The 14,081-nt window shown below is 58.7% G+C and carries 13 protein-coding genes and 1 pseudogene; 6 read left to right on the top strand and 8 right to left on the bottom strand.

Annotated elements, in window-relative coordinates:
* Positions 1-391: 391 nt before the first annotated feature.
* Positions 392-661 carry a helix-turn-helix domain-containing protein gene (locus AB7951_RS14340; RefSeq protein WP_441255864.1) on the top strand — a complete coding sequence of 90 codons (270 nt, stop codon included), beginning with the start codon at positions 392-394 and terminating at the stop codon, positions 659-661.
* On the opposite strand, the gene AB7951_RS14335 is transcribed toward AB7951_RS14340, so the two are convergent.
* From AB7951_RS14335 to AB7951_RS14305, 7 genes are all read right to left on the bottom strand, one after another.
* Complete coding sequence (locus tag AB7951_RS14335; RefSeq protein WP_441255863.1) at positions 658-1,497, bottom strand: metallophosphoesterase; 840 nt, start codon at positions 1,495-1,497, stop codon at positions 658-660. The two genes, AB7951_RS14340 and AB7951_RS14335, sit on opposite strands and share 4 nt — an antisense overlap.
* Positions 1,498-1,684: 187 nt before the next feature.
* Positions 1,685-3,271, bottom strand: coding sequence for an RNA-binding domain-containing protein (locus AB7951_RS14330; RefSeq protein ID WP_441255862.1), 1,587 nt, complete (start codon positions 3,269-3,271; stop codon positions 1,685-1,687).
* Between the two features lie 262 nt (positions 3,272-3,533).
* Positions 3,534-4,250 (bottom strand): arsenical resistance protein ArsH, encoded by a 717-nt coding sequence (gene arsH, locus AB7951_RS14325; RefSeq protein WP_441255861.1) that lies wholly within the window; start codon positions 4,248-4,250, stop codon positions 3,534-3,536.
* Positions 4,240-4,644: an arsenate reductase (glutaredoxin) gene (arsC, locus tag AB7951_RS14320; RefSeq protein WP_441255860.1), complete on the bottom strand. Its 405-nt coding sequence runs from the start codon at positions 4,642-4,644 to the stop codon at positions 4,240-4,242. The genes arsH and arsC overlap by 11 nt, the downstream gene beginning before the upstream one ends.
* On the bottom strand, positions 4,641-5,699 hold the full coding sequence (gene arsB / locus AB7951_RS14315) for an ACR3 family arsenite efflux transporter (protein WP_441255859.1): 1,059 nt from the start codon (positions 5,697-5,699) through the stop codon (positions 4,641-4,643). Before arsB ends, arsC begins: the two co-directional genes overlap by 4 nt.
* 3 nt (positions 5,700-5,702) lie before the next feature.
* Positions 5,703-6,230: an arsenate reductase ArsC gene (locus tag AB7951_RS14310; protein ID WP_441229542.1), complete on the bottom strand. Its 528-nt coding sequence runs from the start codon at positions 6,228-6,230 to the stop codon at positions 5,703-5,705.
* Entirely contained in the window at positions 6,223-6,594 is a 372-nt protein-coding gene (locus AB7951_RS14305; RefSeq protein WP_441255858.1) for a metalloregulator ArsR/SmtB family transcription factor, read from the bottom strand. The genes AB7951_RS14310 and AB7951_RS14305 overlap by 8 nt, the downstream gene beginning before the upstream one ends.
* A gap of 238 nt (positions 6,595-6,832) precedes the next feature.
* Between AB7951_RS14305 and AB7951_RS14300 the strand changes: the two genes are divergently transcribed.
* From AB7951_RS14300 to AB7951_RS14285, 4 genes and pseudogenes are all read left to right on the top strand, one after another.
* Positions 6,833-7,150, top strand: a complete 318-nt coding sequence (locus AB7951_RS14300; RefSeq protein ID WP_441255857.1) for a metalloregulator ArsR/SmtB family transcription factor — start codon at positions 6,833-6,835, stop codon at positions 7,148-7,150.
* A 49-nt stretch (positions 7,151-7,199) separates the two neighbouring features.
* Complete coding sequence (locus AB7951_RS14295; RefSeq protein WP_439088648.1) at positions 7,200-8,573, top strand: NAD(P)-binding domain-containing protein; 1,374 nt, start codon at positions 7,200-7,202, stop codon at positions 8,571-8,573.
* A 109-nt stretch (positions 8,574-8,682) separates the two neighbouring features.
* A pseudogene (locus AB7951_RS14290) lies at positions 8,683-9,860 on the top strand (MFS transporter).
* A 14-nt stretch (positions 9,861-9,874) separates the two neighbouring features.
* Positions 9,875-11,074 carry an MFS transporter gene (locus tag AB7951_RS14285; RefSeq protein WP_441256116.1) on the top strand — a complete coding sequence of 400 codons (1,200 nt, stop codon included), beginning with the start codon at positions 9,875-9,877 and terminating at the stop codon, positions 11,072-11,074.
* Positions 11,075-11,504: 430 nt separating this feature from the next.
* On the opposite strand, the gene AB7951_RS14280 is transcribed toward AB7951_RS14285, so the two are convergent.
* The gene (locus AB7951_RS14280; RefSeq protein ID WP_441255856.1) at positions 11,505-13,091 is read right to left on the bottom strand and encodes an MFS transporter; all 1,587 of its coding nucleotides are present in this window, start codon (positions 13,089-13,091) and stop codon (positions 11,505-11,507) included.
* A 240-nt stretch (positions 13,092-13,331) separates the two neighbouring features.
* On the opposite strand from AB7951_RS14280, the gene AB7951_RS14275 reads away from it, so the two are divergent.
* Positions 13,332-13,973 carry a glutathione S-transferase N-terminal domain-containing protein gene (locus AB7951_RS14275; RefSeq protein WP_441255855.1) on the top strand — a complete coding sequence of 214 codons (642 nt, stop codon included), beginning with the start codon at positions 13,332-13,334 and terminating at the stop codon, positions 13,971-13,973.
* Positions 13,974-14,081 lie beyond the last annotated feature (108 nt).

Below are 14,081 nucleotides of genomic sequence, written 5' to 3'. Positions count from 1 at the left end.
CAAGCTCCGGGATGTGTGGTTACGGGTACGGGAAGGCGAACGTGATCGAGCGTCGCGGACGGATCACGCGAGCGAGGCGAGGTGATGAGGATTCCGCGTACGCATTTGCGCGTGGTGGAAGCGCCGATGAAGGAAAGTGGATAGGCACTGCTGACCCGGCTAAGCCAGGCGTTATCTCATTAAGTCCTTCGGCATTTTGAGCACGCTCATTTGCCGATCAATGCTCTTCAAGGATTCGCGGTAACGGAATGACGCCGCGACATTCGAGTGCGATCGAATCCTATCAAAGGATTCATTTGTCTGCGTTTAACTAATCCAGCGGAGACCGGCGGACTACCGCCTCTTAACTGATTGTTAACCTATCACGGGCTCGCGATGTCGTCACTAACTGATGCAGCTTATGGTTAACGGGGCGCTCGTTACTCGAGAGCAGGTGCGCGCTGCGCGTGCTTGGCTCAACTGGAGCCAAGATGAGCTGTCTGCGAAGTCAGGCGTATCACGGCGCTCCATCGCCATGTACGAAGCAGGGAGGACACTCCCTTACGACGACACGCTCGAAAAGCTGAGGCACACATTCGAGGTCGCGGGAGTGCGATTCCATTTCGTCGGAATGGTGGGCCGGGGCATCAGTTTTAATCCTGAAGGCGAAAGCTCGCCTTAGGCAGCCTCGCTCGGAGAGTGACATGCCGACTTTTCGGACACTTGGCACTTTTCCCGCGGAGCATGAACGGTCACTGCATCTCCATATCCGCGGTCTAAACGCAGCGGTTCAACCGCCTGGACAGAACCATCGCAATTCGTCGCGTAGAATTCGACCGCGTCCGTTTCGGGATCGATGATGGCCATCGAAAGCACGCCGGAATGATAAGCACCCGTGTCCAATGATATACGGTTTTCGGTGACGACGGGTCGTGGTGGCTCAAGCATCGTATGGCCGTGGACGATTATGTGTGAGAGCGGCCCCACGTAATCGAGAAATTTCTCTCTGATCCACATCAAATCTTTCTCGCTCTGCTCCCCGATGGCGACGTGCGGATCAATACCGGCATGTACGAACGCATATCGTCCCACGATCTCAATCAGCGACGCTCGCCTCATCAGACTTACATGATCCGCGTGGCGAACTGCGACATCGGCAATCTCTTCCACGGTATGGGGATCGTCGTATCCTATAAAAGAACGGAGGGTGTTATAACCTCCGTTGCGTATGAATCTGTTTTTCAAATGCTCGTCGCCGGGGTTATCGAGCACCTCGAGAAACATCTGCTCGTGATTTCCGCAAAAAAGGCGGCTGCCCGGCCATCGTTGGATACAGTCTTGAACGATGATCATCGCTCCGAGCGGGTGGTGTCCCCGATCCACAATATCACCGAGGAAGAAGATCATCGGAATTCGACGATTACGTTCTGCATGATCGCCGATGAAGTCGACCAAGCGAGCGAGGAGAACGGAGCAACCATGAACGTCCCCGATCGCATAGATTGTCGAATTGTTCACAGCATTCCCTCATCGTGGCAAAAGGGAAGGCAGCACGTCGTGAGTCTTCGCATTCTGGCGATCGCCAGAGACCACAATTTTCTGAAGAACGGTCTTGCAAATTCTGCGGCATTTGATCCATTGATCGTATGCCGAGCAACTATCCCGTTGTCCACGTTCCTTGGTGTATGGGGATTCAGACCCCTCGTTAGGGTTCTCCCATCGCAGTGGAGGCGGAAGACTTGGCAGCAACGGTTTGCCCTGCCGTTGCGGCGCTTTCGGATGCGATTTGCTTCGCCGCATTCAAGAGTTCGTCGACGCGACAAGCGGCACGATAGATCATCCCCCTGCGGCTGCCCTTCATATCGTTTTCGGCCCGGTCCAGGCATGCAGTAAGGATCTTCCGAATGGTTTCGACGTCTTTTTTCTTGACGGTGTCCGGCAAAGACTGAACCGCACCAGCAAAGACGACGTCTTCTTCGATTGTGGTCGGTTCGGAAATTTCGCCTCTTATCAGTTGTTTCGCGAGCGCTCCAGGCTTTCCAGAAGCTGAACGAAATGCCAAGTCTTTACCCTCGATACGTCTAACGACTGCGTCGCGTGAAGAGGGATGGGTTGCAACACTTGATCGAAGATCGTCAGCGATCTTCGACGCTGTTTGCGTTGTTTGATTGATATAGAACCAAATCGGCATCCAACGTCTTTGATTGAATGCTTGAAAGTGGATATATGAAAGCGGCTCAGCGATTTTTTCATTTAAAAGAAAGTTGCGCACCACGGCATCTGGAGTTACGTGCTGCCTGATAACGTGTGTACGTTCTTTCTCGGCTTCAGACACGGGCTCCACGTTGCCGATAAGTTTGAGCGCGGGTGATCCTTTCTGCTGCGTAAAGTCTCCTTCTCGAACGAATTGGATGGAGGCGAGCAGGGACTTGTCTATTACAAATCTGCCACTGGCGCCGGAAACCTCGCCACTGTCGAGGTCGATCGTCGCGTCTTTACCTGATGCTACGCGTCTGACGCGCGCGCCGAACTCTGCAATCGCGCGTTGCTCTCGCGCGGCAATGATCTGGCGCAGTTCTCCGGGCTTGATGAGCCTGGTCTCGCCGACATATCGGAAGTAAATACCCCCTTCCTTTATATCTTGACCAACATTCTTGATGGCAAGAACGGGGGCATCGGCGTGCTTCTCTACATACAACACGCCGACCAATCGACCTCCGAGATCAAGTGACGCCTTGGTGACATGAGGGACAGGGTCGAGAGAACTTGCCAAGGCTCTATTGATCAACCCCACGTCGGTGTTCGTAAAAGTGGCATCCCGTAACCCTTCGGCCTGGAAGCTTCCGTCTGTTATGCCCAACAAGATGTAGCCGCCTCTGTTATTGGCGAGGCCGGCTACGGCGCGCAGGATTTTCGAGAAGTGGTCTTCGGGCCGAAGGCGAAAGCTTGCTTTGCACTCTGCACGATCAGTTTCACCTCCGATGAGCTTCCATCCACCTCCCGCGCGCACGAACATAGCTCTCAAGACGCGCTGATCTACCGGTGAAGGGGCGGGGGGTCTTTCAGCGCTCCCGTCGCCCCAGGATGCCAGAAATGCGTCCAGCTCCTCAGGAAGCGCCTCTTCGACGCTCGCGCCATATTTCTCGGCCTTGATCTGCGCAATGCGGCCGGAGCTGATCAGACGGTCAGAGCGGTTGAAATAGTAATGGATCGCGTCGTTGCGCCAACCTTTGCGTAGCATCGCTTTGACGAGGGCGATCTCACTATCGGTTAATGATCGCTGCTTGGTCATGCAAAGGCGCCCCCCATCCCTGTTTTCCGGAATGTGCACCAGCCGCACTTCGAATCCTACTGTCCGTGAGGCGAAAATGCTCTTCTTAGCTTGTTTGAAGACGACCTAGACCGAAGTTCCAGATTTCTTACTGTGTGTCGGCTCGAAACTTTGCCCCTATCGGCGGCGAACCGTGACTCGGCCCACGGCTGATTTCAATCGCAGTGTCAGGTACATTGAATGGCTCACGGGTGGGGTCAACTGTCGTCAAGCTTGGCAAGCATCAGACGGCTTTCTCCAGGTTCAGCCGTCTTGAGACCTCAATCGCGGCTTCCTTTCTTTCGCTGTAGCGGTCTGTCAGATGCGCCGAGATGCCCCGAGTGAGCAGAGTGAATTTCACCAACTCCTCGGCGACATCAACGATGCGATCATAATAGGGCGACGGTTTCATCCGCCCGGCCTCGTCAAATTGCTCGTAGGCCTTGGCGACGGAAGACTGATTGGGGATCGTGATCATCCTCATCCAGCGCCCCAACACGCGAAGCTGGTTCACGGCATTGAACGATTGGGAACCGCCGCTGACCTGCATCACTGCCAGCGTTTTACCCTGCGTCGGACGGACGGCACCAAGTGCCAAAGGGATCCAGTCGATCTGCGCCTTCATGATGCCGGTCATGGCTCCGTGGCGTTCCGGACTGCACCACACCTGTCCTTCGGACCAGGCGGACGATTCACGCAATTCCTCAACTTTCGGATGGGTCGCCGGCGCGTCGTCCGGAAGCGGCAGGCCCGTGGGGTTGAAGATGCGAGGCTCCGCGCCGAAAGCGTTCAGTAAGCGGGCGGTTTCTTCGACGGCAAACCGGCTGAACGACCGCTCGCGCAGCGAGCCGTAGAGCAGCAGGATGCGCGGCCGATGCTCGATGGCCGGGCCCCGCTGCAGAAGCGTCGCGTCCGGAAGCCGTAAAGCCGCTGGGTCGATATTCGGAAGATCAGCCAGCATCGATAATCTCGCCGTCTTCCTTGACGAAGCGGCCGATGTGCGGGTTCGGCAAAATATCGAGAACGGCCTCCGACGGGCGGCAAAGCTTCACACCCTTGTCGGTCACCACGATGGGCCGGTTGATCAGGATAGGATGGGCCAGCATGAAATCGATCAGTTCGTCATCGGTCCATTTCGGATCGGCCAGGGCGAGTTCGCCGTATGGCGTTCCTTTCTCACGCAGCAGAGATCGGATGGGGATGCCCATTGCTTCGACCAATTCCTTCAGCCGATCTCGCGACGGCGGCGTCTTGAGATACTCAATGACCTCGGGGTCTTCACCGCTCTGGCGGATCATGGCCAATGTATTGCGGGACGTGCCGCAGTCGGGGTTGTGATAAATGATCACCGTCACGACCGGGCCTCCACGCTTTTAGCAGTTGGTTGATGCGAGCCCGATTCATACCAGCCCCGGGACGCCTGGACGATCTTGACCACGGAGAGCATGACCGGAACCTCGACGAGCACGCCGACGACCGTCGCCAGCGCAGCTCCGGAATTCAGGCCGAACAGGCTGATCGCTGCTGCCACCGCCAGCTCGAAGAAGTTGCTGGCACCGATCAGTGCTGCCGGGGCCGCCACGCACCAGGCCACGCCGAAACGGCGGCTGAGCCAGTAGGCAAGACCGGCATTGAAGTAGACCTGAACGAGGATAGGCACCGCGAGAATGGCGATTACTGTCGGCTGCGCGATGATTTGCTCACCCTGGAAGCCGAACAACAACACCAGCGTTGCCAGCAGGGCAACGAGCGATAGTGGCTGCAGCCGATTCAAGGTCCGTTCAAAGGTTGGAAGACCGGCCGCCAGAAGTGCACGTCGCCAGACCTGTGCGATGATGACGGGAACGATGATGTAGAGGGCGACGGACAACAACAGCGTGTCCCATGGGACGGTAATTGATGCTACGCCGAGAAGCAGGCCAACGAGAGGCGCGAACAGGAAGATCATGAGCACGTCGTTGAGGGCGACCTGGCCCAGCGTGTAGTGAGGTTCGCCGCCGACGAGATTGGACCATACGAACACCATAGCAGTGCAGGGGGCTGCGGCGAGCAAGATGAGACCGGCGATGTAGGATGAAACCTGATCGCTGGGCAGCAATGGTGCGAAGACATGGCCGATAAAGAACGTTCCCAGTAACGCCATCGAGAACGGTTTGACCGCCCAATTGATAAAGAGCGTGATACCGACGCCGCGCATGTGTTCGGTAATCTTGCCCAGCGCGCCGAAATCGATCTTCAGCAGCATTGGGATGATCATCAACCAGATCAGGACGGCGACAGGCAGATTGACCCTCGCGACTTCAGCGCCTGCGATGGTGCCAAACGCACCAGGCATCACGTGGCCCAGCCCAACGCCGACCACGATGCAAAGCGCGACCCAAAGGGTCAGGTAGCGTTCGAATATGCTCATCGATCAGGCCACATCCGGACGGTTGGAGGTAGCGCCATCACTGCGTCCAATCTCACGGAGCTTCGTCCCCAGAGAGAGTTGGTCGATGCTGTCGATAGGGAGGGCCGTGAAGGCTGCAATCCGGTTTTTCAGGTACCGAAAGGCGGTGAGGAATGCTGTGTGCTTCGTAAGGTCAGGCCCCTCTACGTCTGAGGGGTCCTCGATGCCCCAATGGGCCGTCATCGGTTGCCCGGGCCAGATCGGACAGGACTCGCCAGCGGCGCTGTCACAGACTGTGAAAACGAAATCCATTACTGGCGCGTCGGGCGCCGCAAATTCAGTCCAGCTTTTCGACCGCATACCGTCGGTCGGGTAGTCGAGACTTTCCAGCACACGAAGTGCGAACGGATTAACCTGACCTTTCGGTGCGCTGCCGGCCGAGAAAGAACGGAAGCGGCCGTCGCCGTCCTTGCGCAGGATCGACTCGGCCAGGATCGAGCGGGCGGAGTTGCCGGTGCAGAGAAACAATACGTTGTAAATCCGGTCAGACACGGGATGTCTCCTTCCTCTTTTTGGACTTGGGCGGGCAGCAAGGCGTCAGGCTTTCGAGGAGCGGAGCACAGAGCTCAGGACTGCCGCCGCAGCAGTCCTGAATCATGAACAAGGTCAAAGCCTGGAAGGTCGCGAGATTGGCGCGGTAGATGATCGAACGACTGTGGCGCTCGCCGGTGACAAGACCGGCGCGCGTGAGGATCGCCAAGTGTGTCGACATCGTATTCTGCGGAACACCGATGTCTCGGGCCAGTTCCCCTGCGGCAACGCCATCGGGCTCGTTCTTCACCAAGAGACGAAATGCCTCGAGCCGTGTTTCCTGCGCCAGGGCGCCTAACGCTTCGATCGCTTCAAGTTTTTTCATATATCGGGATTTATGGAAGTATAGGCAGCCTGTCAACCGGCCTCAGCTATTCGTGAAGCGAGGCGATGTTTTTAAATCATGACGTGGGCATTGAAACGAAGGAGGCGGCGGGTAGTGGCTTTCTAGCTCGAAGAGCAGGGCTACCCGGGACGTCGCCGGGAAGTGGAGGCGCTCACGATATTTCTATAATTCTAGAATAATAGTTGACGACGGCTCGGGAAAGGCGCAGGCTTTTGAAATGAAAATAGACGATGCAGCGGCCCGCCTTGAAGCCCTTGGCAATCCGACCAGGCTGAAGATCTATCGTACTCTGGTCAGAGCGGGTGAAGTCGGCCTGCCGGTGGGGCGCCTTCAGGACAAACTCAAGGTAGCGCCTTCGACGCTCTCGCATCACATCAAGACGCTGGTGGCTGCCGGGCTGATCACTCAAGTCCGGGAGGCGACGACTCTCGTTTGTCATGCAAACTACGACGTGATGCGCGGCTTGGTGGATTTCCTCGTTGCCGAGTGCTGCGCGGACGCCGTCGAATGCAAGGATGCAAACGACGCCGCTTGATCTATCAAAGATCTTTAATTCGATAATTCTGGTATTATAGGAGGAATGAATGACTGAACCAAAGACTGTCGCGGTCATCGGAGCAGGACCGGTTGGGCTTGCCGCTGCCGCCCATGTACTGGAACGAGGCATGACGCCTATCGTGTTCGAAGCAGGCGCTGAGGTGGGTCATGCGATCCGGCAATGGGGCCACGTGCAATTGTTCTCGCCTTGGGAATACAACGTCGACCGCGCAGCAGGACGTCTGCTTGAGGCGACAGGGTGGAATTCGCCGGCTCCCGATCAATATCCCACGGGATCCGAACTGGTTGAGCGGTACCTTGAGCCCTTGGCGACGAAGACGCCCTTGAAGTCTCACATTCTGACATCGAGCAAAGTCACCGATATCAGCCGCCAAGGCTTCGACAAGCTCAAGACCAAGGGCCGCGACCTCGCGCCATTCGAGATCCACTATCAGAACACTGGGTATGCGGAAGGGCTGGGAGAGCGGGTCGCCCGGGCCGACGCCGTGATCGACGCTTCCGGAACGTGGGCCTCACCGAACCCGGCGGGTGCCAACGGTCTCGCTGCCATCGGTGAGAAGGAGGCCGCCGGCAAGATCGCGTATGCGATGCCCGACGTGCTCGGAGCGGACCGACCCCGTTATGCTGGCAAAACGGTTGCTGTTCTCGGGGCAGGCCACTCCGCAATCGGTACCCTGACGGACCTCGCGCGTCTGAAAGCCCAGGAGCCAGGCACAGAGGTTATCTGGCTCTTGCGTGGTACCGACCCCGCCAAGGCTTTTGGTGGCGGCGCCAACGATAAGCTTGCAGCCCGTGGAGAGTTGGGAGCCGCGTTTGCGGCTTTGGTCGCGGCAGGTGACATCAAGGTCGAGCCAGCCTTCCAGACGACCCATTTGACCTTGGAAAACGGGCGCCTCCGGATCGCAGCCGGATCGGCGTGCTGCGGACGCAAGATTATCGCTGACGAGCTCATCGTGGCCACAGGCTTCCGTCCCGACTTGGCTTTTGTGCGCGAGTTGCGCATCCAACTCGACCCCGCAATCGAATGTCCGATCGCCTTGGCGCCACTGATCGATCCGAACGAACATAGCTGCGGCACCGTTCGTCCTCACGGCGCACGCGAGTTGGCGCAAGACGAGCCCGGTTTTTATTTTGCCGGCATCAAGAGCTACGGGCGCGCGCCGACGTTTCTGATGATTACAGGCTACGAACAGGTGCGTTCGATCGCGGCGCAGATCGCGGGAGACCATGACGCCGCTGGACGGGTCGAACTGGTCCTTCCGGAAACCGGTGTGTGTTCACGTTCGTCGGCAGACGTCACCACGTGTTGCGGCGGGCCCGCACCGACAGTAGACAATGCTTGCTGCGTCGCCGATGCCGTGGCGAAGCAGGACGGCAAATCGGGGTGCGGATGTTCATGATCGTTATCGGGCGCGTTCACGGCCTGCCGCGCGGGACGCGCCCATTGTTTGTGGATCGCAAGGAGTGATCCGTCTCGGCAACTTGCGGGGGCGTCCCGCCATCATCGCAATGTGCCTGGGGCAACTCGGAAGTTTGCTGCCGCACGTCGTAGTGCCTTCCATCCTTGCGCAGTTCCTGATTCCCGAGTGGCGATTGACCGGGGCGAACGCCGGATTGTTGGCGGGCAGCTATGCCGCGGGCTACATGCTCGCGGTGCCGTTCCTGGCTACGCTGACGGACAGGATCGATGCGCGCATCGTTCTGATTGCCGGTTCGGCGTTAAGTGCCTTCGCGACGCTGATGTTCGGATTGTTCGCGGAGGGGCTGTGGTCGGGTGCCGCGCTTTGGGCGTTGGCAGGCATCGGCTTTGCGGGTGCCTACATGCCGGGCCTCAAGGCGCTGACCGACAGACTGGATCCGGGCGACTCGTCCCGCGCTGTGACGTTCTACACGTCGAGCTTCTCGCTCGGCGTTGGGCTTTCCTTTCTGGTCTCCCAGCTAGTGGCTGAAAGCTTCGGCTGGCGGGCGGCGTTTTACGTTACGGCGGCCGGTCCGTTGGCGATGATGTTTATCTGTCTGCTTCTGAAGCCGATGGCTCCGACGCCCAGCAAAGGACGTTTACTGAATTTCGGACCCGTCTTCCGGAACAGGTCTGCCATGGGTTTCATACTTGGCTACGGCGCCCATTGCTTCGAGCTCTATGGCATCAGGACGTGGCTCGTTGCTTTCTGGACGTTCGTTGCGGCCAAGGGGGAGGCGGTACGCTGCTCACCCCGATCGCCATCAGCTTCGCATTCTCGATATTGGCGATGCCGTCCAGCGTCTTGGGCAACGAAGTCGCCTTGCGCATCGGTCGTCGCCGCGCCCTCACGACCTTCATGTTCGCATCGGCCGCAGTTGCGCTCCTGATAGGTATTTGCGCGGACGGTTCTCCCTGGCTACTGGTGCCGCTGATATTGCTCTATGCGATCACCGTCCCCGCCGACTCCGGCGCGCTGACTGCTGGTATGGCGATGTCGGCCAATCCCGAGAACCGTGGTGCAACAATGGCCGTCCATTCGACGGTCGGATTCGGCTTCAGCGCTCTCGGTGCCTGGTGCGTCGGCGCGACACTCGACGCATTCGGTGGACCGTATGCAGCTTCCGCCTGGCTTCCCGCCTTCGGGGTTCTAGCGGCAGGCATCGTGCTCGGCCCACTCGCCCTGATGTGGTCGCAACCCAAAACTTCAAATCAAACGGTTATCTGAATGCGCAGGCAGGCATGACACAGCGTCAACTTCCCATCATTCTTGCTCTCGGAACGACGCAGACGCTCGCATGGGCCTCCAGCTACTATCTTCCGGCAATACTCGCGGATCCGATTTCGCGAGACCTCGGCATTTCGACCAATTGGTTCTTCGCCGCATTCTCGGCGTCATTGGTGATCTCCGGACTGCTTGGTCCGCGCGTCGGCCGTCAGATAGACCGCGTTGGCGGTCGCCAGGTTCTGTGTGCATCTAACCTGCTGTTCGCCGGCGGCCTTGCTCTGCTCGGGCTGACGTCTTCGTTGTTGATGCTGAGTCTTGCTTGGCTTTTGCTCGGCATCGGCATGGGGTTGGGTCTTTACGACGCGGCATTCGGTGCGCTCGGGCGGATATTCGGCGATCAGGCAAGGCGTCCAATCACCGGCATCACGCTTCTGGCGGGCTTCGCCAGCACGATCGGATGGCCACTGAGTTCACTGGGCGTCGATACGATCGGTTGGCGCGGCACATGCTATGCATGGGCGGCGGCGCATATCGTCATCGGATTGGCCCTTAACCTGTTCTTCCTTCCGAAGACGGAGATTGTCGTCCGAAGCGAAGGCCCCGTTGCAAAGCCGCACATCCCGATGGACAGGATGATGGTACTGCTGTCTTTCGCGTTCGCTGCAGCATGGACCGTAACGTCGGCGATGGCGGCTCATCTTCCGCGGATCGTGGAGAGTTTCGGTGCAACACCCGCTCAAGCGGTCTTCGCGGGCATGATGATCGGCCCGGCCCAAGTGGCTGCGCGTATCGTCGAGGCAGGGCTACTGAACCGCTACCACCCCCTGTTCTCAACCAGTCTGGCATGCCTCACGCATCCTATCGGCGCGGGCGTCATCGCCTTGTTCGGGGGAGGCGCGGCCGCGGCATTCGCACTGCTGCATGGAGCAGGGAACGGCATCCTGACAATCGCGCGCGGCACTCTTCCCCTATCGGTCTTCGGGTCTGAGAATTACGGATATCGTCTCGGTCTTCTAGGCGCACCGTCCCGAATTTGTCAGGCGATGGCGCCACTCGGCTTCGGCCTGTTGATCGGCATCATGGGTGGGGGTGTTTTGATCGTTTCATCCGGGCTCAGCATCGCCGCGCTTCTCGCCCTCCTTTTCCTATCGCGGCAGCGAAAGGGAGCTGCAACAGCCAAGGCTACGGTCCCTCAGCCGATCTCCTCATCTTGAGTGCGAAAGGTCGTGTGGCGCCCAGTCATGCGGGTCAAGGAGGGCTGCCAATCGTTCTCTGACCTCGCCAGAGGGCATCGACGCCATGAGCAGACAATGGCGCTTCCAGAAGTCGTTTAGGCGAGTCCATGCGACAGCGTGGGTGGGTCAATCTGTCGTCCACGACTACCGTAAGCGGGTTATTCCTCGTGCCAATCGGCATGACAGAATTACGGCGTGAACTGATCGGTGATCTTCTGAGTGTCGAGGACGACGAACACGGCGTGGAAACGCCTTGATCGTCTGGACAACCAGACTTGTTGCGGATTGCTCGCATCCTCCAACGGCATACGACGCCAAAAAAGTCGTCATATGCCGTTGGCTTCGAGTTCTACAAGACTTCGCCGAAGTGGACGATCCGACAAGCCCAACCCTCCTCAGGCTGTATCGGCTATTCCGCCGGAGCTTCAACGCGGATTTCATCTGCCGATGAGAGCTCAGTCGGCCGGGTCCGACCGAGCAACACGAAGATGACAATCGCCGCGAAGAACGTGATGCTCGCCAGGACATAGCTCACGCTTTGGAAGGCCGAGAAGTAGGCTTGGACAAGCGTCGAGTGCGGGACTTCCGGTATTAGTCGTGCGACGCGGGAAAGATCACCTGCTACGATCCCCTGAGCTATTTCCGGTAGCAATTGAACTTGGGACGGCAACAGGGAAACCTTTCTCTCAATGTTCCCCGCAGTCATCGCGCCCAGTGCTGCGGTGACGATCGCGAGCGAAATGCCCTCGTTAGCGACCTTCGAGGTATTGAAGATGCCAGACGCCATACCTGAGCGCTCTTTTGGCACCACCGATACGGACAGGCCGTCCATCAAACCCCATGGAATTGCCGCTCCGAAACCGATGACAATCATCGCAGGTACCGCAGCGAGACTGGCGAGAAGTGGGGAGATCGTTGACACGCCTGTGCCGGGGGCGACGCTGCCGAGCCAAAGCATGCCCACCGAAGCGACCAACAACCCGATCGCGGATAATACGCCAGGTGATACCCAGCGCGTCATAACTGCCGCGACGTACGGCACGACAAGCATTGGTGCCGACAATGCCAGCATCATGAGGCCCGCTTCGATCTCCGACAGGCCCTCGATACCAACAAACCGGATTGGAAGAAGTATCAATAGGACTACGTAGGAGAAACAGGTCGAGATCGGTAGAAGCTGCACGCCCACGAAGCGCGGATATTTGAACAGAGAAAGGTCGAGCATCGGCCGGTCGTTGCGGCTTTCAGCAGCCACAAACGCAGCGAGCAGGGCGACTGAGCCTGTGAAGGCACCCACGATGATCGGATTGCCCCATCCGATGGACGCGCCCTCGATTACTGCGAAGGTGAACAGGGAGAGCGCCCCGGTGAAAGTGATGACGCCGGGCCAGTCGAGCCGTGCGGCATCCGGATCACGCGTCTCGCGCATCCGCGGCACACCCAGCATGATCGCAACAAGGCCGACCACCGCCGTCGTGACGAATATGGAACGCCAGCCGTATCGCTCGATCAGCAAGCCCATGATCACCGGTCCGAAGGCGAGGCCGATGCCGAACGTTGTGCCAAGCATGGAGAATGCCTTGGTTCTGGCATGGCCTTCGAATTCCTGTGCGATGGCGGCTGAACCGCCTGCGAGAGCGGCGGCAGCACCGACGCCCTGCACGGCGCGAAGCAGGTCGATAGCGAGGATGGTCGGAGCGAAGATTGAAGCGATCGAGGCAGCGACGAAAAGCGCGACGCCACCGGCGAAGATGCGCCTGCGACCGAAGCGGTCGGCGAGCGTACCTGCAGTAAGCAGAAGACTTCCGAAAGTGAGCATGAATGCGTTGGTGATCCAGGTCACCATCGCCGCGCTACCCGCAAGATCGCGGCCGATGGCGGGCGTTGCGATCGCGCCACCGGAGAAACTAAGAGGCAGGGTAAGGGCGGCAAGGCACACTGCGAAGAGTACTGAAAGTGCTCCGCCATGTTTGGCAGATTGGCTGGTCGGGGACATCGGACGTTCCTGAATGGTTGAGGTCATTCTCAACTAAAGACACCGCGCCCGGCGTTAAACGCTCCGCGGATGGACACACTGTCCTCCCCCAGGCGACGTTCCGCAGATTCGCAGCATTTACTGGCCTTTCCGATTGTCGCCATCGAAGCGACAGAGAGGATCGCCAAGGCGCGTTTATCGAAGGAGGTGGGAGGACTATTTCTCGACTGTCGCAAACGAACTCCTCGAAAGGACACGACAGTGAAACTCTACATCGCAGACCAGACCTGTTCGCAGGCAGTGCAGATCATTTCCAACGAACTCGGGCTCGCGCCGGAACTCATCCATTTCGATGTTTTCGGCAAGTCGACGTCGAACAACGACAACTTCGCCGAACTCAATCCCATGCAGTACGTGCCGGTACTGGCGCTCGACGACGAAAAGGAGGACCTCCTGTCCGAAACCATCGTCATCACGTCCTATCTTGCGGATCAGCATCCGGAAGCGAACCTGATCCCGGCGCGCGGCACGTTCGAACGCGCCCAGTTCGACCAGCTTCTCGTCTTCATCGCGACCGAGATCGCCCAGAAGCACATTCCGTTGATGCGCAAGCTGCTGACGGAAGAGGGCACCGCCTGGATGCGTGGAAGGATCGTGAGCGCCTACAAAGTCCTGGATGACCGTTTGTCGGATGGTCGGCCGTTCCTGACCGGCGACAAGATGACGGTCGCGGACGCCTACATGTGGGCGACCTTCTGGCACAAGCGGTCCGGCGCTCACATCGAGCATCTGCAGCATGTGATGGCCTGGAAGGACCGCATGGATGCTGTCCCGTCAGTCGTTAAGGCACTGAAGGACGAAGCGGAGATCGCCGTCCAGCATCGCAGTCAGTTGGCCGCTTAACTGCGGATCGCCGGGGTTGCGGTCGGACTGGTCATCGCTCCACGGCGGTGATCATCGCGGATGCCCCGACTATCCAAGTGCTTCGGCGTCGAAGGCGGCATAACGCCT

Origin of the sequence: Tardiphaga sp. 285_C5_N1_2 (assembly GCF_052076065.1) — a bacterium.
Taxonomy (GTDB): Bacteria; Pseudomonadota; Alphaproteobacteria; order Rhizobiales; family Xanthobacteraceae; genus Tardiphaga; species Tardiphaga robiniae.
This window is presented reverse-complemented; position numbering and strand designations above follow the sequence as displayed.

What these genes read in the sequence shown, in the direction of transcription:
- AB7951_RS14340 (WP_441255864.1), top strand. Translation starts at nt 392, where the DNA reads ATGCAGCTTATGGTTAACGGGGCGCTCGTTACTCGAGAGCAGGTGCGC.
- AB7951_RS14330 (WP_441255862.1), bottom strand. Translation starts at nt 3,271, where the DNA reads ATGACCAAGCAGCGATCATTAACCGATAGTGAGATCGCCCTCGTCAAA.
- arsH (WP_441255861.1), bottom strand. Translation starts at nt 4,250, where the DNA reads ATGCTGGCTGATCTTCCGAATATCGACCCAGCGGCTTTACGGCTTCCG.
- arsB (WP_441255859.1), bottom strand. Translation starts at nt 5,699, where the DNA reads ATGAGCATATTCGAACGCTACCTGACCCTTTGGGTCGCGCTTTGCATC.
- AB7951_RS14305 (WP_441255858.1), bottom strand. Translation starts at nt 6,594, where the DNA reads ATGAAAAAACTTGAAGCGATCGAAGCGTTAGGCGCCCTGGCGCAGGAA.
- AB7951_RS14300 (WP_441255857.1), top strand. Translation starts at nt 6,833, where the DNA reads ATGAAAATAGACGATGCAGCGGCCCGCCTTGAAGCCCTTGGCAATCCG.
- AB7951_RS14295 (WP_439088648.1), top strand. Translation starts at nt 7,200, where the DNA reads ATGACTGAACCAAAGACTGTCGCGGTCATCGGAGCAGGACCGGTTGGG.
- AB7951_RS14285 (WP_441256116.1), top strand. Translation starts at nt 9,875, where the DNA reads ATGACACAGCGTCAACTTCCCATCATTCTTGCTCTCGGAACGACGCAG.
- AB7951_RS14280 (WP_441255856.1), bottom strand. Translation starts at nt 13,091, where the DNA reads ATGTCCCCGACCAGCCAATCTGCCAAACATGGCGGAGCACTTTCAGTA.